Source organism: Pseudomonas sp. TE3728 (assembly GCF_056279145.1).
The window spans coordinates 1354470-1375894 of sequence record NZ_JBWBQT010000001.1 but is presented as its reverse complement, the minus strand read 5'-3'; the positions used below and the strand labels follow the sequence as shown (position 1 = coordinate 1375894).

At 57.4% G+C, this 21425-nt stretch carries 24 protein-coding genes, 1 tRNA gene and 1 pseudogene; 13 read left to right on the top strand and 13 right to left on the bottom strand.

The genetic code is table 11. From position 1 onward, the window contains the following. Position 1: 1 nt before the first annotated feature. Together ACZ89R_RS05560 and ACZ89R_RS05555 are read right to left on the bottom strand one after the other, a co-directional pair. Entirely contained in the window at positions 2 to 334 is a 333-nt protein-coding gene (locus tag ACZ89R_RS05560) for a cupredoxin domain-containing protein (RefSeq protein WP_429376085.1), read from the bottom strand. After that, complete coding sequence (locus tag ACZ89R_RS05555) at positions 335 to 865, bottom strand: iron transporter (RefSeq protein WP_038982871.1); 531 nt, start codon at positions 863 to 865, stop codon at positions 335 to 337. A gap of 206 nt (positions 866 to 1071) precedes the next feature. Between ACZ89R_RS05555 and ACZ89R_RS05550 the strand changes: the two genes are divergently transcribed. Next, the gene (locus tag ACZ89R_RS05550) at positions 1072 to 1317 is read left to right on the top strand and encodes a DUF3079 domain-containing protein (RefSeq protein ID WP_429546429.1); all 246 of its coding nucleotides are present in this window, start codon (positions 1072 to 1074) and stop codon (positions 1315 to 1317) included. A 71-nt stretch (positions 1318 to 1388) separates the two neighbouring features. On the opposite strand, the gene ACZ89R_RS05545 is transcribed toward ACZ89R_RS05550, so the two are convergent. Both ACZ89R_RS05545 and ACZ89R_RS05540 read right to left on the bottom strand, forming a co-directional pair. Continuing rightward, positions 1389 to 2063: a polysaccharide lyase family 7 protein gene (locus ACZ89R_RS05545; RefSeq protein WP_429546430.1), complete on the bottom strand. Its 675-nt coding sequence runs from the start codon at positions 2061 to 2063 to the stop codon at positions 1389 to 1391. A gap of 353 nt (positions 2064 to 2416) precedes the next feature. Further along, on the bottom strand, positions 2417 to 3208 hold the full coding sequence (locus tag ACZ89R_RS05540) for an XRE family transcriptional regulator (protein ID WP_429547892.1): 792 nt from the start codon (positions 3206 to 3208) through the stop codon (positions 2417 to 2419). Between the two features lie 231 nt (positions 3209 to 3439). Here ACZ89R_RS05540 and mhpA point away from each other — a divergent pair, with 231 nt between their 5' ends. Beyond that, positions 3440 to 5098: a bifunctional 3-(3-hydroxy-phenyl)propionate/3-hydroxycinnamic acid hydroxylase MhpA gene (gene mhpA, locus ACZ89R_RS05535; RefSeq protein ID WP_429546431.1), complete on the top strand. Its 1659-nt coding sequence runs from the start codon at positions 3440 to 3442 to the stop codon at positions 5096 to 5098. Positions 5099 to 5100: 2 nt separating this feature from the next. Then, positions 5101 to 5745, top strand: coding sequence for a TetR/AcrR family transcriptional regulator (locus tag ACZ89R_RS05530; protein WP_429546432.1), 645 nt, complete (start codon positions 5101 to 5103; stop codon positions 5743 to 5745). Between the two features lie 22 nt (positions 5746 to 5767). Here the strand turns inward: ACZ89R_RS05530 and ACZ89R_RS05525 are convergent, their stop codons facing one another. Then, entirely contained in the window at positions 5768 to 7003 is a 1236-nt protein-coding gene (locus tag ACZ89R_RS05525; protein ID WP_429546433.1) for an NADH:flavin oxidoreductase/NADH oxidase family protein, read from the bottom strand. Between the two features lie 354 nt (positions 7004 to 7357). Between ACZ89R_RS05525 and ACZ89R_RS05520 the strand changes: the two genes are divergently transcribed. The 5 genes from ACZ89R_RS05520 (at position 7358) to ACZ89R_RS05500 (ending at position 13662) form a co-directional block, all read left to right on the top strand. Next, a complete protein-coding gene (locus ACZ89R_RS05520; RefSeq protein ID WP_429546434.1) occupies positions 7358 to 7972 on the top strand; it encodes a TetR/AcrR family transcriptional regulator in 615 nt (204 codons plus the stop codon). Between the two features lie 84 nt (positions 7973 to 8056). Beyond that, positions 8057 to 9148, top strand: a complete 1092-nt coding sequence (locus tag ACZ89R_RS05515; RefSeq protein WP_429546435.1) for a VOC family protein — start codon at positions 8057 to 8059, stop codon at positions 9146 to 9148. Positions 9149 to 9322: 174 nt separating this feature from the next. After that, the gene (locus ACZ89R_RS05510; RefSeq protein ID WP_429546436.1) at positions 9323 to 10279 is read left to right on the top strand and encodes a fumarylacetoacetate hydrolase family protein; all 957 of its coding nucleotides are present in this window, start codon (positions 9323 to 9325) and stop codon (positions 10277 to 10279) included. Further along, positions 10279 to 12180 (top strand): acyl-CoA synthetase, encoded by a 1902-nt coding sequence (locus ACZ89R_RS05505; protein ID WP_429546437.1) that lies wholly within the window; start codon positions 10279 to 10281, stop codon positions 12178 to 12180. The genes ACZ89R_RS05510 and ACZ89R_RS05505 overlap by 1 nt, the downstream gene beginning before the upstream one ends. A gap of 162 nt (positions 12181 to 12342) precedes the next feature. Then, the gene (locus tag ACZ89R_RS05500; RefSeq protein ID WP_429546438.1) at positions 12343 to 13662 is read left to right on the top strand and encodes an outer membrane protein transport protein; all 1320 of its coding nucleotides are present in this window, start codon (positions 12343 to 12345) and stop codon (positions 13660 to 13662) included. An 82-nt stretch (positions 13663 to 13744) separates the two neighbouring features. On the opposite strand, the gene ACZ89R_RS05495 is transcribed toward ACZ89R_RS05500, so the two are convergent. Next, a complete protein-coding gene (locus ACZ89R_RS05495; RefSeq protein WP_429546439.1) occupies positions 13745 to 14455 on the bottom strand; it encodes a class I SAM-dependent methyltransferase in 711 nt (236 codons plus the stop codon). A 153-nt stretch (positions 14456 to 14608) separates the two neighbouring features. Between ACZ89R_RS05495 and ACZ89R_RS05490 the strand changes: the two genes are divergently transcribed. From ACZ89R_RS05490 to ACZ89R_RS05480, 3 genes are all read left to right on the top strand, one after another. After that, complete coding sequence (locus ACZ89R_RS05490) at positions 14609 to 14770, top strand: DUF2986 domain-containing protein (protein WP_123495063.1); 162 nt, start codon at positions 14609 to 14611, stop codon at positions 14768 to 14770. 150 nt (positions 14771 to 14920) lie between these two features. Continuing rightward, positions 14921 to 15616 (top strand): tRNA (adenine(22)-N(1))-methyltransferase, encoded by a 696-nt coding sequence (locus ACZ89R_RS05485; RefSeq protein ID WP_429546440.1) that lies wholly within the window; start codon positions 14921 to 14923, stop codon positions 15614 to 15616. A 155-nt stretch (positions 15617 to 15771) separates the two neighbouring features. Beyond that, positions 15772 to 16374: an eCIS core domain-containing protein gene (locus ACZ89R_RS05480; protein WP_429546441.1), complete on the top strand. Its 603-nt coding sequence runs from the start codon at positions 15772 to 15774 to the stop codon at positions 16372 to 16374. 142 nt (positions 16375 to 16516) lie between these two features. On the opposite strand, the gene ACZ89R_RS05475 is transcribed toward ACZ89R_RS05480, so the two are convergent. From ACZ89R_RS05475 to ACZ89R_RS05460, 4 genes and pseudogenes are all read right to left on the bottom strand, one after another. Beyond that, positions 16517 to 17191 (bottom strand): MarC family NAAT transporter, encoded by a 675-nt coding sequence (locus ACZ89R_RS05475; protein WP_429546442.1) that lies wholly within the window; start codon positions 17189 to 17191, stop codon positions 16517 to 16519. Positions 17192 to 17240: 49 nt separating this feature from the next. Then, positions 17241 to 17807: a hypothetical protein gene (locus tag ACZ89R_RS05470; RefSeq protein ID WP_429546443.1), complete on the bottom strand. Its 567-nt coding sequence runs from the start codon at positions 17805 to 17807 to the stop codon at positions 17241 to 17243. Between the two features lie 141 nt (positions 17808 to 17948). After that, positions 17949 to 18072 (bottom strand): annotated as a pseudogene (locus ACZ89R_RS05465) (carbamate kinase); the annotation flags it as partial. 138 nt (positions 18073 to 18210) lie between these two features. Then, positions 18211 to 18298 (bottom strand) — tRNA-Ser (locus tag ACZ89R_RS05460). 124 nt (positions 18299 to 18422) lie between these two features. Between ACZ89R_RS05460 and ACZ89R_RS05455 the strand changes: the two genes are divergently transcribed. Next, complete coding sequence (locus ACZ89R_RS05455) at positions 18423 to 19094, top strand: Bax inhibitor-1/YccA family protein (protein ID WP_007898177.1); 672 nt, start codon at positions 18423 to 18425, stop codon at positions 19092 to 19094. A 58-nt stretch (positions 19095 to 19152) separates the two neighbouring features. Here ACZ89R_RS05455 and ACZ89R_RS05450 read toward each other — a convergent pair whose 3' ends face one another. From ACZ89R_RS05450 to ACZ89R_RS05440, 3 genes are read right to left on the bottom strand one after another with little or no spacing between them, the layout of a single operon-like run. Beyond that, on the bottom strand, positions 19153 to 19557 hold the full coding sequence (locus tag ACZ89R_RS05450; RefSeq protein ID WP_429546444.1) for a VOC family protein: 405 nt from the start codon (positions 19555 to 19557) through the stop codon (positions 19153 to 19155). 11 nt (positions 19558 to 19568) lie between these two features. Beyond that, positions 19569 to 19898, bottom strand: coding sequence for a YceK/YidQ family lipoprotein (locus ACZ89R_RS05445; protein ID WP_008066990.1), 330 nt, complete (start codon positions 19896 to 19898; stop codon positions 19569 to 19571). 56 nt (positions 19899 to 19954) lie between these two features. Then, a complete protein-coding gene (locus ACZ89R_RS05440; protein ID WP_183679622.1) occupies positions 19955 to 20392 on the bottom strand; it encodes an Lrp/AsnC family transcriptional regulator in 438 nt (145 codons plus the stop codon). Between the two features lie 135 nt (positions 20393 to 20527). On the opposite strand from ACZ89R_RS05440, the gene ACZ89R_RS05435 reads away from it, so the two are divergent. After that, entirely contained in the window at positions 20528 to 21421 is an 894-nt protein-coding gene (locus ACZ89R_RS05435; RefSeq protein ID WP_429546445.1) for a DMT family transporter, read from the top strand. Positions 21422 to 21425 lie beyond the last annotated feature (4 nt).

Below are 21425 nucleotides of genomic sequence, written 5' to 3'. Positions count from 1 at the left end.
GTTATTTCGCGAGGATGCCGCCCTCGGGCAATTGCGGATTGAACTCGTCAAAAAAGGGGTAGTGACCGGGCCTCAGGGGGTGAATGACCACGAAGGTCGTCACGCCCGGCGACAAGACTTTTTCAACCCGCAACGGCGTGCTCTCGAACTCGGCCGGACCTTGGCCGGCGTTCTTCAGAACGATCTTGAAGCGCTGTCCGGCTGGCACCTCCAGCAAGGCAGGCGTGAAGTGGCCATCGCGAAGGATCAGCTCAAAGCTCGGCAACTCGGCATGGGCCGTCAACGGTGCAACTGTTCCGGCCACAATCAGCCAGGCAAGATGCAGGCGCTTCATTCAATAACCGCCTTTTTTACCGATTCCGGCGTAGATGAATTCGTAGTGCAGTTCGCAGCGTTCAAACCAGGGAGCGACACCGGTTTCCTTATCGGTGTGGCGCCCGAGGGAGCCATGACCGCCGGGTGGCAGGACGGTGAACGTCAGCTGATATTTACCGGGGCCAAGCAGCTTTACGTTGTCGCCATAGTGCGGACCGTCGTTGGCCACCATGGCGTGGAAATCGCCTTTGATCTCGGGGTCGCTGCCGTGTTTTTTCAGGTTGAAAGAGACGTTCAGGTAGGGGACGAAACTGCCTTCCTGAAAGCCCTGCCGATTGTCCGCAGTGGCGCGAATGTCAGCTTCCAGGTGGACGTCGGAATCCGCGGTGGCGCGCATCATCCCCGCAGGTGCCATTTCTATCGGCTGCAAATACACCGCCCCGACTTCCAGCCCGGGACACAACTGTGGTTCCCCGATCGGGTATTCCTTGGCGTGAGCCAGTGGTGTGAGCAAGAGCAGGGCGAGTGATAGCGAAAAAGGGGTACGCATAATAGCTTCCTGAACACCGATGAGTAGGAGCCCGAGTCTAGGAAGCTTTGCTGCGAACAATAATGATTGTTATCAAGTTTTGAGTAATTAAACGGTTGGCTCAGGATGGCGCAGGGGGCTCGATGCCGGTTCTTGATATGTATCAAGGCTGGCATTGCGCAAGGGCTGTAGGTTGGAAAAACGCCACTCAATGATCGGAGATCGGCATGGCCAAGAATTTCCCCGTCAACCCCAAGCACCCCGAACGGATCTGTTGGGGATGCGACCTGTATTGTCCGGCGAAGTCCCTGGCATGCGGCAATGGTTCCGAACGGACGATGCATCCGGCGGAGATGTTTGGAGAGGATTGGCACGTGCCTGGCGACTGGGGCCTTGATGCGGTCATTACTACAGACAAGGTGGTGGATGACTTCCAGTCATTGCCCGATGATACGCTGCACGTAAAGAGTTGATCCGGCCGCTTTTCGTAGGAGCCAGCGGTGCGTCGATCGCCGCACGGCTGGCTCCTACAGGCTGCGCGATATCAAACATGGGTGATGGAAAGGTCGCTGATGATGCACACCGAACCGTCTTCGGGGTCGGTGGTGTCGGAGTAGTCGATCTGGTTGTACACACCGCCGTGGAAGGCCAGCGTTTTCGTGTCCCAGGTATTGTCGAGGCGCATGATTGCGGAGGTCGATTTGACGCCGTTACAGCTCGCCGAAACGGAGACAGCGCCGCTCGAATTGGCGTGAATGTTGATTTTGAACAGTGCTCCGAGCGGCACGTTTTCCAGGACCGTGGTGTTCACCGGGTCTTCTTGCAGATAACTCGACCGGAACCCCATGGTGATTCGGCCTTTGTTCCAAAACACTTTCACCGGTGGTCGCTCTGAACCCTGCACATGAATCTGGCCGATCACCACCTTCTGCAGCGAGTTGACCTTCGTCAGGCGCATTTCTTGTCGGTTCCAGTGGTCAGCAGCGCTGGTGAGCAGCCAATAACCCGGCTCTTTCCACTCGCAGCGCGTGCGGTGCGTGCTTTTGCTCGAAGCGCCGAGCGTCGGTGCCGTCATTTGCAGCGAGCCATCTGGAAGCATCGAAATGACTTGCGGGCATTCAAGCAGCGCCCGCCAGCCGATGAGCTCAAGTGCGATGGGGTTGGTCTCGGAGATCGGAAGCGGTGTAGCGATTGTGTAGTTGCTGATGTCTACGGTCATGGTCATTTTCCTTAATTCATGTTGATGTCACCTTTTGCTCCAATGAGCCTTTCGTTTGATGTAGGCCTACATCCCACTGCCCACTCAGTGAATGGGCAGAAGTGATGCTTTCGTTGTGGCTCGCGCCGCTTCCGGGCGATGCGTCAGTTCGGTCAATACCTCGCTGGCCGTCAGATCTAACTAGCGATTCGATATTTGATTTCTTGAGATGAAAGTAGCAGTGCTTATATTTGATGTAAATAGCACTGCTAATAATATTTTGGCGGGGCGTAAAAAAACCCGCACCTGGCGGGTTTTTGATGCTTCGGCTTTTTAGCTGCAACCTCATCGCCTGACGGGCATGTGAACGTCAATCAGCGGGCAAACATCCCCCACCAAAACACATGGCCCAGGATCACGATCTGCTGTTCCTGAACTTCTGCAAAGGTGTAGTCCTCATCCGGATGCTCGTCGCGATTGAAGCTGCGCAGACGGATGCCCGTCGGCAGGCGGTAAACCTGCTTCACACGTAGCTGACCGTTGTGGTTGATGGCGTACATGTCGCCGTCAACGATATCGCCCAGTGAGCTCTTGCCGATATTGATGCCCACGGTTGCGCCGTCACGCAGCACTGGCAGCATGCTGTTGCCGCTGACAACCACGCACTTCGCGTTGCTGAACTGAACGCTGTTATGGCGAAGGTCCTTCTTGAAAAAGCGCAGCCGGGCAGCGTCGCTTTCCTCAATGACGAAACGGCCTGATCCGGCTGCCAGTTCCACTTCGCGCAGGAAGGGAACGTAGACTTCATCGTCATCCAGGGGCGTGTCGTCATCCCAAGGTTCGATGTCCGACATCAATACGCTCGGCTGGATGCGTTCGGAAGGCTGGACGCTGGCAACGGTCGACATCAGGCGCTGGCTCACTTCACTGGCATCGAAGCGCAAGGCTTTTGCCAGTTTCAGGAGTGCCTCGACGTTCAGTGGAACCTTGCCGGTTGCGTACTGACTGAAGGCGCTTTGGCCAGACCATCCGCAAGCCTCAGCCACATCCGCTTGAGTGAGATTTGATCCAGCCGCTTTGGCAGCAGACTTTCGCTGGTCATAAATAGCCTTGAGCCTGGAGCTCTCGGCGACTTCTTCAGGGGTAAGGGGGCGGCGTGTTTTCATGGTGACAAGGGTATTAGCAGAACTGATATTTCTGCAAGTAGCGCTGCTGGTAGTTTCTAGCTCACGAAAGTAATTCTGCTGTGATGCGTGGGTGTGTCTGGGCGGTAATGATCTCGTCATGGTAATGACGAAAATTTCAATATTGAAATATGTCTCAATTTTACATACCTTCACCTTGCCTGACGATGAGACCGGCGCGTCTCACGACTTCAATCACAACAAGGGCTCGAGATGAACAACAACAAAAAAGCTTCGCAACTGCCTCCCACCGCCGTCGATGTGCTGGTCGTCGGTAACGGCCCGGTAGGGGCGACAATCGCGGCGCTGCTCGGCCGCTATGGAGTAAAGACACTGGTGTTGGACAAGACCCATGAGGTCCTGCTGATGCCTCGTGCCATCGCTCTGGACAACGAGGCGCTTCGCATCCTGCAACTCGCCGGATTGTCGGAAGATGCTTTCGAGAAGATCGCTATCCCTGAAGTGAAGATGCATTCCCCGGTCCTCGGGCAATTCAGTCGGGCCAACACCGCCGGGTGCATCGACGGCCACCCCAAACTGGTGACTTTCTATCAACCCGACCTCGAACACGCGATGCGTAAACAGGTCTGCGGGCTGAAGTCGGTGACCAGCCTGGGTGGCTTCGAGCTCGAGAATCTGGTCGAGGAATCGGATTGTGTCGTCGCCTCCGTGCGGGATCAGGACGGCCTTCTGCATTTCATTCGCGCCCGATACCTGATCGGTGCGGATGGTGCCAGCTCCAGGGTCAGGGCCTTGATTGGCCAGGAATTCGAAGGACAAACCTATACAGAGGATTGGCTGATTGTCGATGTAAAAAACCGGCATAAGTCCGCCATTGATCACGTTGAGTTTCTCTGTGATCCAATGCGCCCAACGCCGCACATGCCTGCGCCCGGCGGAAGGGAGCGTTGGGAGTTCATGCTGCACCCAGGCGAATCCCGGGAAGAGCTGGAAAGCCCGGAAAGCATCGCCCGGCTGATTGCGCCATGGATCAATCCGCAGGCGCTGGAAATCGAGCGCAAGGCGGTGTATCGATTCCACGCGCGCTGCTGCAACAGGTTCAGCAAGGGGCGAGTTTTCCTTGCAGGGGATGCAGCCCACATTACTCCCCCCTTTGTCGGGCAAGGTCTCGTAGCGGGGCTTCGAGATGGCGCCAACCTCGCCTGGAAACTGGCCTGGGTCCTTCACGGCCAAGCCGCGCCTTCAGTACTCGATACCTATGACGTAGAGCGCCGCCCCCATGCCCAGGCGATGATCAATCTGGCAAAACTCATGGGCCGTCTGGTGATGCCAAGAAACAAGGTCGCCGCTTTCTTCATCCACGCAATGATGCGCGCGCTGGCGTTGACTCCCGCTTCCAGAAAGTACTTCGAACAACTGGACATCAAACCGAAGAACATCTTCAAAAACGGTCTGTTCATGCGTCATCGTCGTGGCGACAAACTGGTGCGTGGCAGCCTGTTTCCCCAGGCCTGGGTACGCAACACGCAACAGCAGATCCAACTGAGCGACGATGCGCTTGGACACAACCTGACCCTGGTCGGATTCGGTGTCGACCCATTGTCGCTGCTGAGCGCTGCCGAGGTCTTTTCCTGGATACAGATGGGAGGTCACTTCTTGCAGATCGGACCCTGCGGTCAGCGCTCCGACAGCGCTTGCGACTTCATCGAAGACCTGAACCATGACATCCTGGCGCTGGCTGCCAAAGGCACGCTCGTCGCGATCCGCCCCGACCGTATCATCATGCACCACGCTCCCGGCGCACAGGCAGGCAGCCTGGTTCGAGACTGCCTGATCCTGATGGGTAGCGCCGATTCCACGGCCGACAACGTTTCCATTACCATAAACGAGCCTCCTCGATTAAGAGCGTGAAGATGCCTTCCCCCATTTTTCCTTCAGAAGCAACTGAGCAAGAGCCTCTCACTCGAGGCCACAAGAAGCGGGAACGCACCCGTCGCGGCCTGGTGGACGCGGCGTTGCGTCTGGTCGCACGCAAGGAAGTGGGGGAGATTGCACTGCTCGATGTCGCCACGGAGGCCGCGGTATCCAACGGCACCATCTACAACTATTTTCGAACGCGCGATGAAGTCCTCGAGGCGGTTGGCATCGCCATGGCGAGCGAGTTCTCCGATGCCATTTCCGTCCTGAGCTCGGACGTACACTGCGGTGCACAGCGGCTTTCGATTGGCGTGCGCATGTTCATCTGCCGGGCCGCGTACGACCATCAATGGGCTAACGCACTGCTGCGCATCATCCATTCCGATCAGACCATGCGCTCGCGCTTGGCCGCCCATGTGCTGGGCGACTTGCGTGAAGGGCTGCGCGCGGGGACTTTCGCTTATGAGGACGAAGGGATCGCCCTGGACATGGTCGTATCGTGCACAACCGGCGCTATGCGTTCGGTTGTGGAAGGGCGTGCGGTGGCGGAGCACGATCTGCAGGTTGCCGAGATGATTCTCAAGGCGCTGGGCGTAACACCTGCCAGAGCCAAGAAAATCGCTGGTAAGCCGCTACCCTAGTCCTGATGTCATCCTCGGCCGGCTAAGCCCGGCCAATCCATTGCCGATAGTTCTTCGCCTGGCGACGAGATTTCAGCTGATTGCCGATCAATGCCATGAGTGGCGACGTCCTGGGTTTTGTCTGTTTGCCTTGGCTCAACAAGCCGAGTTGCTTCTTGACCACCGACGCCACTGCAAGCGACGCCAGCGCCTTATTCTTCCAGCGGACGACGATCGGCTCCACTTCGGTGTCCTGACCTGCCATCCACTGGCTTGGCAGGGCCGGCTCGATTGCCAGCGCAGTGGCAAGCCCCACCATCGACACCGAGCCGCTCACCACTCGCTCCGCGACCTCCTTTCTGCGCACGCCGCCGGTGACCATCAGCGGCATGCGCGCGATTTCTCCTATTTTTTCCGCGCACTCGAGAAAATACGCTTCTCGAGCCAGGCGACTGCCATCGCGGGTTTGCCCCTGCATCGCCGGGCTTTCGTAGCTGCCACCGGACAACTCGACCAGGTCGACCGCCTTGGCGTTGAGCATTTCCACCACGCGCGCCGCATCCTCGGCATCGAAACCACCGCGTTGAAAGTCCGCGGAATTGAGCTTCACAGCGACGCAAAAGATCGGTGCCACTCGCCGGCGTATTGCATCGATGGTTTGCAGGAGAATTTGCGCACGATTTTCCAGGCCGCCGCCCCAGCGGTCGCTACGCCGGTTGGTCAAGGGGGAGAGGAATTGGCTGAACAGGTAACCATGCGCTGCATGAATCTCCACGCCGGTGAATCCGGCGCGCTCAGCCAGCACTGCAGCCTGGGTATAGCGCTCAATCAGCTCTTCGATCTCCTGCTCATTCAAGGCTCTGGGCGGCACAAAGGCCTTTGATAGTCCGGGAATGTCGACAGCCACCGCGGAGGGGCCCCGTGCCAATTGCCCCATGGAGACCAATAGCTGCCGTCCGGGATGATTGATTTGCATCCAGGCCTGGGCTCCGCGACTGCGGCAAGCATCGGCCCATAGCCTGAACTGGCCCAGGTTCCGATCGTCCTCAAGCACTACGCCAGCGGGTCCGGTCAAGGCGTGGCGGTCAACCATGACGTTGCCAGTGATGATCAGGCCGGCCCCACCGTCCGCCCAACGCCGGTAGAGCTTAACCAGCGCATCCCCTGGAGCGTGATCCTCATTGGCAAGATTCTCCTCCATGGCAGCCTTGGCGATTCGGTTGGGAATCACCGTGCCGTTAGGCAAACGAAGCGGTTTGAAGAGCTTTGAGCCGGTCATGTTCTGTCCTTCAGCTGATGAGAATTCGGCCAGCCATCGCTAAGGGTCATACCGTTTGAGCACCGTCTGCACAGTGCTTGCTCAGGTTGTTGAGCTCCTGGTTTGCATCGAGGGGCCGGTTTGATGACCTGCCGGGACGGCGAGCCAGAAACACGACATAGCTGAACACGCGTGTTCAGTTGTGTCAATGTGTAGAGCCCTTCAACGTTCCTGCCATATCCAATCGATCTACCCGGGCTTTACGCCATAGAAAGGATCTCATTGAGAAAAACGTATTTAATTCAAAAAACGTTGTTGACGGAAACTGAACACAAGTGTTCAATCAGGCCATAAGGTAATCCTGGAGAGAGAACCGTGGAATCCCTGAACCCAACACAGCGCCGTATTCATCAAGCCGCCTTTCGCCTGTTCGCTGAAAGAGGCACCTCACAAGTGAACATTCTTGACCTCGCACAAGAGGCAGGCGTGGCGCGCGGAACGGTCTATAGCAACATCGACAACATGGAAAGCCTGTTCGAGGCGGTCGCCAGCCATCTCGCCAAGGAGATGCATGAGCGTGTTAACAAGAGCTTCAACTCCTTCACTGATCCGGCTCAGCGCCTTGCCAATGGCATTCGATTGTTCATTCGTCGAGCGCACGAAGACTCTCAGTGGGGGGCGTTCATCCATAAATTCGCCATGAGCAATGCTTCGTTGCGCGAAATGTTCAGCAGCCAAGCGACGACCGATCTTCTGAGCGGACTGTCCAGTGGGCGGTACACGTTTGAAAAGGGGCAATTGCTCTCGGTAATGACGCTGATATCGAGCAGTGTCCTGGGCTCGATTTTCCTGGTGCTGGAAGGCCACAGGACGTGGCGCGAATCGGGCTCTGACACGGCCGAGCTGGTGCTGCGGGCATTGGGCGTCCCGCCTGAAGAGGCTAGAGCGCTGGCGACCAGCGAGTTGCCAGCACTGCCTTCCCTCGACTGATTCATTAACCGAGTCAACCAGACACCCCTGGATTTTCAGGGGTGCGGGGACGGCTTTACCCTGAAAACCCGGAAAACAAGAACAATGACCCACAAAAATGAAATGCCCCGGTTAGCGACACCACAACCTGCCCGGCATCCGCAACCGACGGTGAAGGCCCAGGATCTGACGCACCTGATCTTTCAACGGCCGGACTTGAACGAGGCGGCGCGGTTCCTGACCGACTTCGGCCTGTCGGTAAGTCAGCAGGACGCCGATACGCTTTACCTGCGCGCCACCGCCCCCACTGCATACTGTTACCGTGTCCATCGTGCAGAACATGCACGTTTTGTCGGGTTCGGACTGGCAGTCCAGTCGCTCAAGGATCTGGAAAAACTGACGCGCATCCCAGGCGCGTCATTGTTAGAAAAATCAGAACATCCTGGTGGTGGGTATTGCGTCAAACTCACCGATCCTTCCGGATTCATCGTGGAAGCTGTTTGCGACCAGACGGCAGGTATAACGCTGGGACACAGAGCTCCTCTTTCCTGGAATCTGGCGCAGGAGCAACCGCGAATCAACGCCACGCAGCGCCCGCCGATCGCTCCGGCTGAAGTCCTCAAACTGGGCCACATCGTCATCGAAGTGGCCGACTACCAGGCGACCTGCGCCTGGTATACGAAGCATTTCGGGTTGATTCCCAGCGACGTACAGGTACTCCCCGATGGCACACCTATTGTCACCTTTATGCGCCTTGACCTTGGTGACACTCCTGCGGATCACCATACGCTCGCGATAGCGCAAGGGTTCATGGCGACCTATAGCCATAGCGCCTATGAGGTCGTCGATGCGGACGCTGTGGGCATGGGGCAGCGCGTCCTGCGCGAGCGCGGTTGGGTGCACTCATGGGGCATCGGCCGACACATTCTGGGCAGTCAGATCTTCGATTACTGGCAAGACCCTTGGGGCGATAAGCACGAGCATTACTGCGACGGGGATATTTTCACGGCTGCACAGCCTACGGGCATTCATCCCGTGAGCCCCGAGGCAATGGCGCAGTGGGGGCAGCGCATGCCCAAGCGTTTTACAAAACCGAAGATGAGCCTGGCCAATCTGCGTGCGTTGTTGCGCAACCTGCGACGCAGTCCGGACTTGAGCATTCGCAAGTTGATAACACTCATGCGGATGTTCGGGTAGAGCTGCCGCCATGTCGGGCAATACAACCAGGTATGGCCGTCGGGATGTGCTCAAAGCCGGCGCCTTGATCGCCGGCGGATCGTTGGTCTACAGCGTTGCCAGCCCCCCTCAGAACAACACCACAGTTCTCGCGCCGCCGAGCGTGGGACAAACGCCGCTCCAGGAGTACCTTCAATGTCTGCTGTACACGTAGTCCGCTTCGAATTTCAGAACGGTATCCACTGGGGCGTGCTACGCCAGGGCCGTATCACGGTTGTCCCCGGTGCTTTTGAAACCACCGGTGATTTCATTCGCGAAAACAGTATCGACGACCTCGCTCAAATAACAGGTACGGAGCTTGCGGAGGGCGAAGTGAAACTGCTGTCGCCGGTGACCCGTAACCAGCAGTTCGTCTGCCAGGGCGCCAATTACCGTCAGCACATGATCGAGTCGGGCATGGACCCGGATGCGAAGAAATTCAACATGATCTTCACCAAGGCGACGAGTTGCCTGGTGGCGGCTGACAGCGACCTGATCAAGCCACGGACCGTGCGCTTCCTCGACTACGAGATCGAACTGGGGCTGGTGATGAAACGCGCGATCAACGGCGCTGTTGTTGTCACCGACGCCAATCTGCATGAGTTCATTGCAGGCGTCGTCATCGTCAACGACTACTCGGCTCGTGACATTCAGATTCCTCAGATGCAGTTCTACAAGGGCAAGAGCTTCCGCACTTTCGGTCCGGTCGGCCCGTACCTCTGCCTTCTGGATGCCACGAACATTCGTTACCTGAAAGAGCTGCAACTGCGCCTGACGGTCAACGACCAGGTGCGACAGAACGACAGCACGGCCAACCTGGTTTACGGCCCCGCTGAAACCCTTACCGAACTTTCCGCCCTGCAAGATTTCGCCGCTGGAGACCTGATCGCCACCGGTACGCCTGCTGGCTGTGCGCTCACGGTACCTTCGCCTGGCAAACAGCGTATTGCGGCCCTGATGCCAGAAGCCACCAAATGGAAGCTTTTCCTCAAGGCGCAGGAAGGTCGGACGCAATATCTCAAGCCAGGTGACGTGGTTGAGGCGCGCATTCGCAGCGCCGATGGCGTGATCGACCTCGGCGTGCAACGCAACCGAGTCGTGGAGGAAGCCTGATGGTTGTGCAGACCCTGAGTGACATCGAAAGCCTCGAACAAGTCCCCCTGTCGGAACGTGGCCTGGCATCCAGCACTTATGAAGCGCTGCGACAGGCAGCCCGGTGCTCCCCCCAGGCACCGGCGCTTAGCTTCTTCGCCGATGCCGCCGATTTCAAGCGCACCTACAAATGGAACTACTCCCAGCTCTTCGCGGATATCACCCGCGCGGCGAATGCTTTCCATGACCTGGGTATAAAACCGGGCGAGGTGCTTGCCTTTATCTTGCCCAATCTGCCGGAAACCCATTTCACGATATGGGGCGCGGAGGCGGCGGGCATCGTCATGGCAATCAATCCGCTGCTCGAGGCCAAGCAGATAGCTGGCTTGCTGGATGCTGCGAAGGCATCCGTGGTAGTGACGCTCGCGCCAACGGCGGGCAGCGATCTGTGGCCCAAACTGGCTTCGCAACTGGATCAGTTGCCCACGGTCAGGTCTGTCGTGTGGGTCAGCATGGAGCCCTATGTCGCCGAACCCGTGCGTGGGGCCCTGAAAGCAGCGGCACTGAAGGAACGAGACTTACACCGAGATATCGCGATCCACGATTGGCAATCGCTGATGAGTACTCAGCCGCACACACACCTGAAGAGTGGTCGGCAAATCCGCCAGGATGAGTGCTCCTCCTACATCTGTACGGGCGGCACCACCGGGCTTCCCAAGATCGCCGCGCGTAGCCATGGCTCTGAAGTTTTCAACGCATGGGCCGTAGCCGCTCATTTGCAGCCACGCAGTGGTGGCCAGGTCATCTTTTGTGGCCTGCCGCTGTTTCATGTCAATGGACAACTGGTGACGGGGCTGGTGCCTTGGACTCAGGGCGACCATGTGATCCTCGGCACGCCTCATGGGTATCGTGGCGAGGGGGTGATCCCACGATTCTGGGAGATGGTCGAGCACTTCGGTATCAACCTCTTTTCCGGCGTGCCAACTGTCTATGCCGCACTTCTGCAAAATGAATGGCAGGGCTGCGACCTGTCCAGTCTTCGCTATGCAATGTGTGGCGCCGCACCCATGCCGGCTGAGCTTTTCCGGGAGTTCGAGCGCCGGACCGGGGTAAAGATCCTTGAAGGTTACGGTCTGACGGAGGGCACCTGCGTTTCCTCAATCAATCCGCCCCATGGCGAGCGCCGTATCGGCTCCATCGGGATGCGGATTGCCTACCAGAATATGCGCGCGGTCGTGCTCGATGATTCTGGAGAGTATCTGCGCGACGCCAACGTGGATGAGATCGGCCTCATCACGATCAGTGGCCCGAATGTCTTCGATGGCTACCTGGAGGCGCGTCATAACCAGGGCCTTTGGATCGATATCGACGGTCAGCGCTGGCTAAATACGGGCGATCTGGGTCGTCAGGATGCACAGGGGTACTTCTGGCTGACCGGACGCAAGAAGGAGTTGATCATTCGCGGCGGCCACAACATTGATCCCAAGCAAATCGAGGAGGCTCTGCAGGCGCATCCCGCCGTCGCCTTGGCCGCTGCAATTGGCAGCCCCAATGCCTACTCGGGCGAGGTGCCAGTCGCCTACGTTCAACTGCGTCCCGGACAAGTCTGCAACGCCGAAGAACTTGAGGCGTTCGCTCATCTCAACATCAGCGAGAGGGCAGCAGTCCCCAAGCGCATTGAAATTCTCGAGGCGTTGCCACTGACTGCCGTGGGCAAGATATTCAAGCCCGCTTTGCTACAGCGGGAGATTGCCAAAGTAGTCCAGGAAGAAGTGGAACGCCTGGGGCTTTCGAATATTGCTGTTGAGGTCGTGCAGGACAATCGCCGTGGGCATGTCGCCTGCATCCGGGCCGGAACTGCCCAAGAAGTCCTGGCTCCGCTTTTGGGGCGTTATAGCTTTCAAACCGAGTGGCTTAATTGAGTCTCTGATTCGCATCCGTAATCGCGTCAGTCGTGCCCTGGTGTTGTTCAGTCAGGGCCTTTTACACAACTTCGATCAATTCCAACCGGCACTGAAAAGTGCACAGGAAGGCGAAGCCTTGCCTGCGTGCAATCAATAAAAACAATAAACAAGAGGTGGATAATGAAACTGAATAGCCGTGTGATCCCGTGTCTCTCTGCTCAGCGAAAGTATGCTGTCTGGATTAAGGTCACCAGTGCCATGGCCCTGCTCAGCGCCTCTTCCATTGCAGGTGCCAATGGCATTGCTCTAAACGAACAAAGTGCAAGCAGTGCGGGAACTGCTTATGCAGGAAGGTCGTCTTCCGCGCTGGACGCCAGCACCATCTATGGAAATCCTGCTGGCCTGACTAAGTTGAAGCGCAGTGAGATTTCCGGCGGTGCCGCGATCGTTTCGGTGAGCGACGATATCAGTGATGCGCAGAGCAGTGCCCCAGGCACGAATGAGGGGGACTCGGTACCTTTGGGGGCCGTTCCTTTCGCCTATATGTCGACACCGCTTGATGAGCGTCTTTCGGTGGGGCTGGGCCTCTATGCCCCGAGTGGTCTGATCAATGATTACGAGGGCTCTTTTCAGGGTCGCTACCATGGCTCCTACAGCACGACCAAGGAAATAACCCTGCAGCCCACCATTGCCTATCGAATCAATGATTACGTGTCTATTGGGGGTGGACCGACCCTGAACCGTTTCAATGCAAAGCTTCAGAATTACATGGCAACCGGCGCCCTGAACAACGGCCAGGACACACTGGTTACCATCAAAGGCGATGACACGGCGATTGGCTACAACGTCGGACTCTTGGTCGACTTTAATGAGGCAACCCGTTGGGGAATTACCTATCACTCGAAGGTGAACTATCAGCTCAAAGGGCACACTGAGGTTTCCGGCTCCCCGAGCGTTATCCCGCTGGATGGAAAGTATGACACCAAGATAGATCTTACGATGCCCGAATCAGTGGATACGTCCATCACCCATCGATTCAATCGTCGCTGGACCGGATACCTGGGGACCACCTGGACACGCTGGAGCCGGATTCAGAAGATCGAAGCAATCAACAGCGGCGTTTCCGCCATGGGCCAGGCTGCTGGCCTGGGGCGTGTGGCCGAAGAGATGAACTGGCACGACACCTGGTCCACCGCGGTTGGCGCATCCTATCAATTGACCCCGCAATGGCTGATACGCGCAGGCTATGCCTATGATCAGACGCCCGTTGGAAATGCCGACCGCAGCGTGCGCGTTCCGGTCGGGAATCGCCAGGCCGTGACCTTGGGCGGCGCTTATTCGCCGAGCGCCGATCTGACATTAGACTTTGCTTATGGCTATCTCTGGGATTCAAAAGCCTCAGTACAGCATTCGAACAACTCCGGACTTCAACCGGAATACAGTGCCAACTACAAAAATAGTGCGAATGGAATTTCAGTGCAGGCAACCTATCGGTACTAATCGATACGATTCCATTTTTGCAAGTCTTGCACCTTTAATCGAAAAGCAACTATCCCGACGGGGCGTGATGCAGTTCTGCCTGTCAGTCAGCACCCATTGCCGCGACTACTTTCGCGGTAGTGAGTGGGTTTTGCTCAGCCACCAGCAGCAACGACTGCGGCACAGGACTTTGCGGGTGCTGCGGCTCCTGCAGGCTGGCCAGCCGAAAACCGGCGATGTCCAGAGCATTGAGCCAACTGGACAGCGTTCGCAAGTACCACGGCATGGGTTGCCACTGCCCCTTGAACCCCGCGAAGGTCTCCTCCCGCCAACCATCTTGATAGTCGCCCGCCGCCGCGGTCCACGGATGCAGCGTCTGGATCACCAGCGTGCCACCAGGGACGAGCAGGGCGTTCATGGCCGCGAGCAGGGGAATGATGTCCTGGTGCAACAGGGCGAAGTTGGCGCAGATCAGGTCGTAGTTGCTGCCAATGTCTACCTTCGCCTCCACCAACTCTTCATAGCTCGCCAAATGCACCCGCGAAGAGCCCGCCGCCCGCGCCGCCTCGACCAGCGCTGCATCGCCATCCACACCAACCGCCTGGATGGCGCAGTCAGCCAGCGCACGCAACAGCCAGCCCTCGCCGCAGCCCAGGTCGAGCACGCGCTCGGGTTGGCGGCCGAGTACCGCCAGCAGGATGGCCTGGTCGGTGACTTTCAGGCGGCTTTCGATGGTGCCGGTGCGGATGGCCTCGATCCAGGATTGGGCGTTGTGGTGCCAGCTCTGGAGGAGGGTGGATTCGGGGGCGGGCATTTCGATGTCCGGAGTCATGGGTTAGATGGAAGGATAGGACAAGTACCGGCAGGTCGCAGAAGCGTTGTCGCGAACCACTTGGAAGCCATCAACCATTGTCCCGTTACCCGAACCTCTGCCATCATTCAAGAACTCACACGCCGAGCAGGACATATGAACCGTCGTAAAAAAATAAAGCAGCTATTAAAGGCTCACGCAAAAAAGGCCAGCGCCAAATTGGCACCGGCCAGTAAGTCTAAATACATCAGTAAAGCTGACCGATTGAAACTGGCTGCTGAACCCAGTCTGGACTCGATCATTTCCCCTGAGAGCTGATCCAGGTATTTTTTTGGGGCGATACGTGTGCGGTAGGTCGGGGCGAGATGGCCCTGGTCGCATAAATTTGAAATGCATTGCGTGACTCGACAGAATCGCGCCCCGATCCGGCCAAAGGTTTCGGACGTTCGTGGTGAAAAGGGGCTGCTGTTGAACGAACACACATTGTCCATGCGCCTGGAACGCGTCGCGGCGCATGTACCAGCTGATGCGCGCCTGGCCGATATCGGCTCGGATCACGGCTATCTGCCGGTGGCGTTGATGCGCCGTGGCGCCATCGCGGCGGCGGTGGCGGGCGAGGTGGCATTGACGCCATTGCGCTCGGCCGAACGCACTGTGCGCGAGAACGGCCTGGACCAGCGGATCACCGTGCGCCTGGCCAATGGCTTGGCGGCGATCGAGCCAGAAGACGAGATCACGGCGATCAGCATCTGTGGCATGGGCGGCGAGACGATCCGCGACATCCTCGACAACGGCAAGGCGCGCCTGAGCGGCCGTGAGCGACTGATCCTGCAGCCCAACGGTGGCGAGCAGCCATTGCGCCAATGGCTGATGGAGAATGGCTACCGTATCCTCTGCGAGGAAGTGCTGCGGGAAAATCGCTTCTACTACGAGATCATCGTCGCTGAGCGCGTCGGGCCGGTGCTGTATACCGCTGAGGAGCTGTACTTCGGCCCACTGCAGATGCAGGCACGCAGCCCGGCGTTCCTGATCAAGTGGCAGCACATTCTGCGCCACAAGCAACAGACGCTGACCAGCTTCGCCCGGGCTCGGCAGGTTGTGCCCGAGGAAAAGGTGCAAGACATCGCCCGGCAAGCCCGGTGGATCACCGAGCTGCTGGCTTGAACACGCTCCAGCGGCTGTACGTAAAGTCGCCTATCGAGGGATTCACGGAAAAAATGGTCTGCCCTGCAATTATCTTGGGAGCGTCTGGTTCGGGACTACGCTAAAGCTAGCTGATCCTCGATCAATTGTGACCTGCGTCCGTCCCTGGAGCGCCAATGCCACCCATCACCACGCGCCTGGTGGCGCTGTTTGTGCTTTGCCTGACGCTTGAAGTGCCAGCCCAGACCAACGCTTGCCCAGCTGGCGAGAGGCAAGTGTGCCTGAACGGCTGCATCTGCCTGCCAGACCTGGAGCCGATGCTCGGCTCCCTGCCTGATGACGTCCACCAGGTCGCGGCACCTGCCCTGGCGCTATGGTTGACCCAAGCCCGCGCTGATGCAGCCAGCGCCGGCATCCAACCCATTCCACCGCACATCCGGCAGCAACTGCTGCGCTGGTACGACCCCAGCGTCCTCGATACCGCGCGCTACAAAGTCAGCGACGACGGTCAATTCAACGCTGCCACTGCCATGCTGCAAAACCCCGATGTCGGAGCCGTGACACTGATCGACATCATCCTCTTCCGGGACGCTCAAACCGCAGAACAGAACATCGCGCTCTGGGCTCACGAGTTAAAGCATGTGCAGCAGTATCAGGAATGGGGGGTAGAAGGATTTGCCCAGCGCTATACACAGGATTTCAATGCTGTAGAGGCGCCGGCTTATGCCATACAGGCTGAGGTCAGGCGGTCGATGAGCGAAGGGCTTATTGAAAAATAGCGACCTGTCACCGAGGGGCGTTATCGGTGCGGGCCAAAGCTGGGCTCGCGTGTGGTTGGCATCCGCGACAGCAGAACCTCAGGTTTCTCATACCGGATGCCGAGAGCCAGCCAGGTGGTACTCATAGAAAACGCTCTTGAAATTACTGAGGGCGGAGCAGGTGAGCATTACTGTCGATGATGGTTTGGATGATTTCCACCGAGCCATTAATGGCGAATTGCGCGCCCATGCATACCAGAAGGAAACCCATCAGCCGTGATATGGCATCAATGCCTGACTGTCCCATTATTCTCATGATTATTCCTGAGCCAAGCAGGCATACCCAAAGGATAAGAGCGGTAAACAGGAAGATTAACGGAGGGGCTACTAATAAGACCCAGGCAGGAAATAACGTACTGTGTTTGATAGTGGCGGCGGAACTTATGATCATCGCAATGGTGCCAGGTCCGGCCGTACTGGGCATGGCCAGCGGGATGAAGGCAAAGTTCGGTTGTTCGGTTGCGCCGTTGCTGGAAGCAGAGGGCTGAAGAGGCGGTGGAAACAGCATCTTCAAGCCCATGATGATGAGAATTCCGCCACCGGCCATACGCAAGCCCGGTATGGAAATGCTAAATGCATCCATAACAAACGCGCCTACGTAGTAAGTGAACGTCATGATCAGAAAGACATAGAATGACGTCAGAAAAGCCTGTGACTTTTTTTCCTTGTGACTCAGCCCCTTACTCAAGGCGAGAAACAGCGCAACTGTGGTGGGGGGGTTAGTCAATGGCAGCAGCGCCAGTAACCCAAGTCCGATTGCATTGAACAGATCTGTCATGTCGAACTCAAGTCCTGTTGTTCGAGGCCACGTTTGTCGGTGAGCGTCGTTAGCGTGAAGTTTTGACCTTCAGGACTTCGGTATAAATGGCATCGACCGTCTGACCCACCTGGAGTTTTTTCATTCTTTCCTGAAGCTTCGGATCTTCGACTTTCAGGACAGTCGCTTCTCCCTCTGGCGGAAGCAAGGTCACCTCATGCTGTTTCAAGTCAATGCGAGTGATCTTGGACGTGACCTTGACCTGGCGAACCGCTTCACCTCCGGGATTGGGATTGTCCTTGGTGGCGCGGATGGACATGGATTCATCAGTGACGCCCGATGCACCGCCAACATCGGTATCAAGCTTATAAGCGACCGAGCGAATCACATGAATATCGACCGTGTCGCCTACTTTCAAATTGTGCAGATTTTTGGCCTGGTCGGTGAGTTGGATAGGCATTGGACTCTTGTCGCGACCTTCGATGGTGACCTGGTAGTTGGCGGGATCAACGGCCAGTACGCGTGAAACGATGTGACCTTCCATGGCACTGCTGCCCAACGGTATATCGGCGGCATGGGCCGTCAGGCAGGCGGTTGAGAGGAGTGAGGCGAGGGCAACGGCGCGGATTGGTTTCATGGGTCTGCTTTTCCATAGATGGTTGACAGAACGAATCCAGGGATCGCTAGAGCCTTGCTCTGGACAATCGCTTCGATATCCGAGAGTGGACCGATCACCGCGGTTTTTCCAGTATGGCGGGCAAAATCGCAGTCGGCTTGGGACCTGCGGACCATTGTCGTGGGCGATCACCAGTTGGTTGCCGGATGGACTTGGCGATCTGTTCGGTGGCGATTCCAATGTTGGTGCTGGTTGCCCTTGACTGCTTTCCTCGGCGAAGGCTTATTTACCTCGCACCCTGTGGTCGGAGGGGGTTGCGGAAAGGACGGAAAAGATGCGGAAGCGATACAGAAATGGTGCAACAGAAATCGGGAACCCCAGAAACGACAAAGCCCTGAAAAATCAGGGCTTTGTCGTATAAAGATGGCGGAGGCGATGGGATTCGAACTCATGGACCTGTTACAGTCGACGGTTTTCAAGACCGTTGCCTTAAACCACTCGGCCACACCTCCGTTTGCGTTGCGGGCGCCATAATACCTGAATGAAACACACTGTCAAACTCTCTGCATGGCTTGTTACAGAGCGTCTGTTATGATCTTTGCGACTGAACGTTTCAAACCCAACAGGAGTGTCGCCATGCGCGAACAGGATTACGCAGTTAATAACAGCGTGCAGGCTGAGCAGCTAGAGGTTAGCCGCGTCCTGCGCAACACTTACGGCTTACTCGCCCTCACCCTCGCATTCAGCGGCGTGATGGCGTTTGTCGCGCAGCAGATGCGTGTCGGCTACCCGAATATCTTCGTGGTGCTGATCGGCTTCTACGGCCTTTTCTTTCTCACCAACAAACTCCGTGATTCGGCATGGGGCCTGGTTTCTGCGTTCGCGCTGACCGGTTTCATGGGTTTCCTGCTCGGCCCGATTCTCAACCGTTACCTGGGTATGCAGGGCGGCGCGGAAGTTGTCAGCTCGGCTTTCGCGATGACCGCGCTGGTGTTTGGCGGCCTGTCGGCTTATGTGCTGATCACCCGTAAGGACATGAGTTTCCTCGGTGGTTTCATCACCGCCGGTTTCTTTGTGCTGTTGGGCGCGACTCTGGCGAGCTTGTTCTTCCAGATCAGCGGTCTGCAGCTGGCGATCAGCGCAGGTTTCGTGCTGTTCTCCTCGGTGTGCATTCTGTTCCAGACCAGCGCCATCATTCACGGCGGCGAGCGCAACTACATCATGGCGACCATCAGCCTGTATGTATCGATCTACAACCTGTTCGTCAGCTTGCTGCAACTGTTCGGCATCATGAGCCGCGATGATTGATCGCCAGCCTTGAGTAAAAAACCCGCTTCGGCGGGTTTTTTATTGTCTGTGATTTGGCTCAGCGTTGGTTTTGATCAGGTTCGTGGCAACACACGCAGAGTTTGTTGCCGTCCGGGTCGCGCATATAGGCGCCGAAGTAATCGGGATGGTAGTGCGGACGCAGGCCAGGTGGCCCTTCGCAGGATCCACCATGAGCGATGGCCAGCGCGTAACAGCGGTTGACGATCTCATGACTCGGCGCAAGCAGGGCGATCATCTGCCCATTCCCCGGTGTGGCCGGCTGTTCGTCGAACGCAGTGCCAATGACGAACAGCGGACGCGGTGCATTCTTGCTCATCCACGCAGCCCAGGGTTTGCCGGAATCGCAAAATTTCATCTGTAGCTGCAGTGCATCCATGATCGGTCGGTAGAACGCTAATGCACGATCGAAATCGGTGATGCCGATAAAAACGTGAGACAACATTCACCTGCTCCTTATTCGGCCACAATGATGCTGCCATCAGCCTGTTGCCGATAAATGGTGTAGGGCAGCAGCATGGTGTCGAGAACGCCGGAAATCACTACGTCGATCAGTACAAAGGGCGTGCCGTTGTTGTATTTGTACTCATCGATGCCCGGGCCTGGAGGCGCATGCAGACTGCAAAAGTCATACGTCACGCCGCTATAGATCCGTGGAACCGCACCGCAGTAGGTTTTCTGTTCCTTGAGACTCTTCGCCGCTGCCTCGTCACTGCGCACCACGGTCTGAAACGTGCCGCAACCAGTGAGTATCATGGCCGCCAGTAACATGACTTGAGTTTTCATACCGTCAATCCTTCGCCGGAAACCCCCAATCTACCTCTTTGTGAACAAAACAGCACTCAAGCCATCGGTGGCAGTCGGCGCTTGATCGGGGTTTTCTTGACGATGGCGGTGTTGGTTTCGGCGTGGCTGTTGAGGCGATCGAGGAGGGTGTCCAGTTGTTCCATCGAGCGCACATGCAGGCGGGCGATGAAGCAGTCATCGCCGGTGACTTTGTCGCACTCGGTGAATTCGGGGATGGCCTGAATCTGTCGTTCCACTTCCTGTAACTGGCCCGGCAATGGGCGAATACGGACAATGGCCTGGAGTTGGTAGCCAAAGCATTTGGGGTCGATCTCGACGGTGTAGCCTTTGAGCACGCCACGTTCTTCGAGGCGGCGCAGGCGCTCGGCGACACTGGGCGAGGACAGGCCGCTGATCTGTGCCAGGGCCTTGAGCGAGCGGCGTGAGTCTTCCATCAACGCGCTAATCAGCACTTGGTCGATGTCGTCGGTCATGGCGAATCCCCTGTTAGGCAATCGGTTGAATAAGCCTTGATAAAAAAGGCAAAAGCCGAGTTTAGCCTGCTTTTTGCGCTGGAGTAGCCCCTCGGGTGGTTGGCATACTTTGGGCTCAAACACAGGAGGTTGATGATGGACAGAACATTACATCGCGGCTCATTTGAAATGACCGCCGCCATGCTGATTTCCGGGACCATTGGCTGGTTCGTGCTGGTGTCCGGGCAACCGGTGCTGGACGTGGTGTTCTGGCGCTGCGTGTTCGGTGCCGCCACCTTATTGCTGATCTGCGCGGCGTTCGGCTTTCTGCGCCCAGGCATCTTGACGTCCACCACCTTCCTGCTGGCGGTGCTGAGTGGTGTGGCGATTGTCGGCAACTGGGTGCTGTTATTCGCGTCCTATTCCCGTGCCTCGATTGCCATTGGCACGGCGGTTTATAACGTTCAGCCCTTCATGCTGGTGGGGCTGGCCGCGTTGTTCCTGGGGGAGAAGATCACCCTGCAGAAGTTGTTCTGGCTGGGCATTTCGTTTCTAGGCATGCTGGCTATTGTCAGCGCACATGGTGAGAAGGGTGAGGGTGGCAACGATTACCTGATGGGGATTGGTCTGGCGCTAGGGGCTGCCTTTCTGTACGCGATTGCCGCGTTGATCATCAAACGCCTGACCGGCACACCTCCGCATCTGATCGCATTGATCCAGGTGTGCACTGGCGTGCTATTGCTCGCGCCCTTTGCGCACTTCTCGGCGATACCGCAAACGCCCGATGCCTGGGCCAGTCTGGTGACCCTGGGCATCGTGCATACCGGTTTGATGTATGTGCTGCTTTACGGCGCGATTCAAAAACTGCCGACAGCGCTGACCGGAGCGTTGTCGTTCATCTATCCGATTGCGGCAATTTTCGTTGACTGGTTCGCCTTCGGCCATCGCCTGGAGCCGCTGCAATGGATCGGTGTCGCCGCGATTCTGTTGGCCGCCGCCGGGATGCAACAGGGTTGGAGCCTCAAGCTACGGCGGGTGGCGGCGCAGTAAGCAG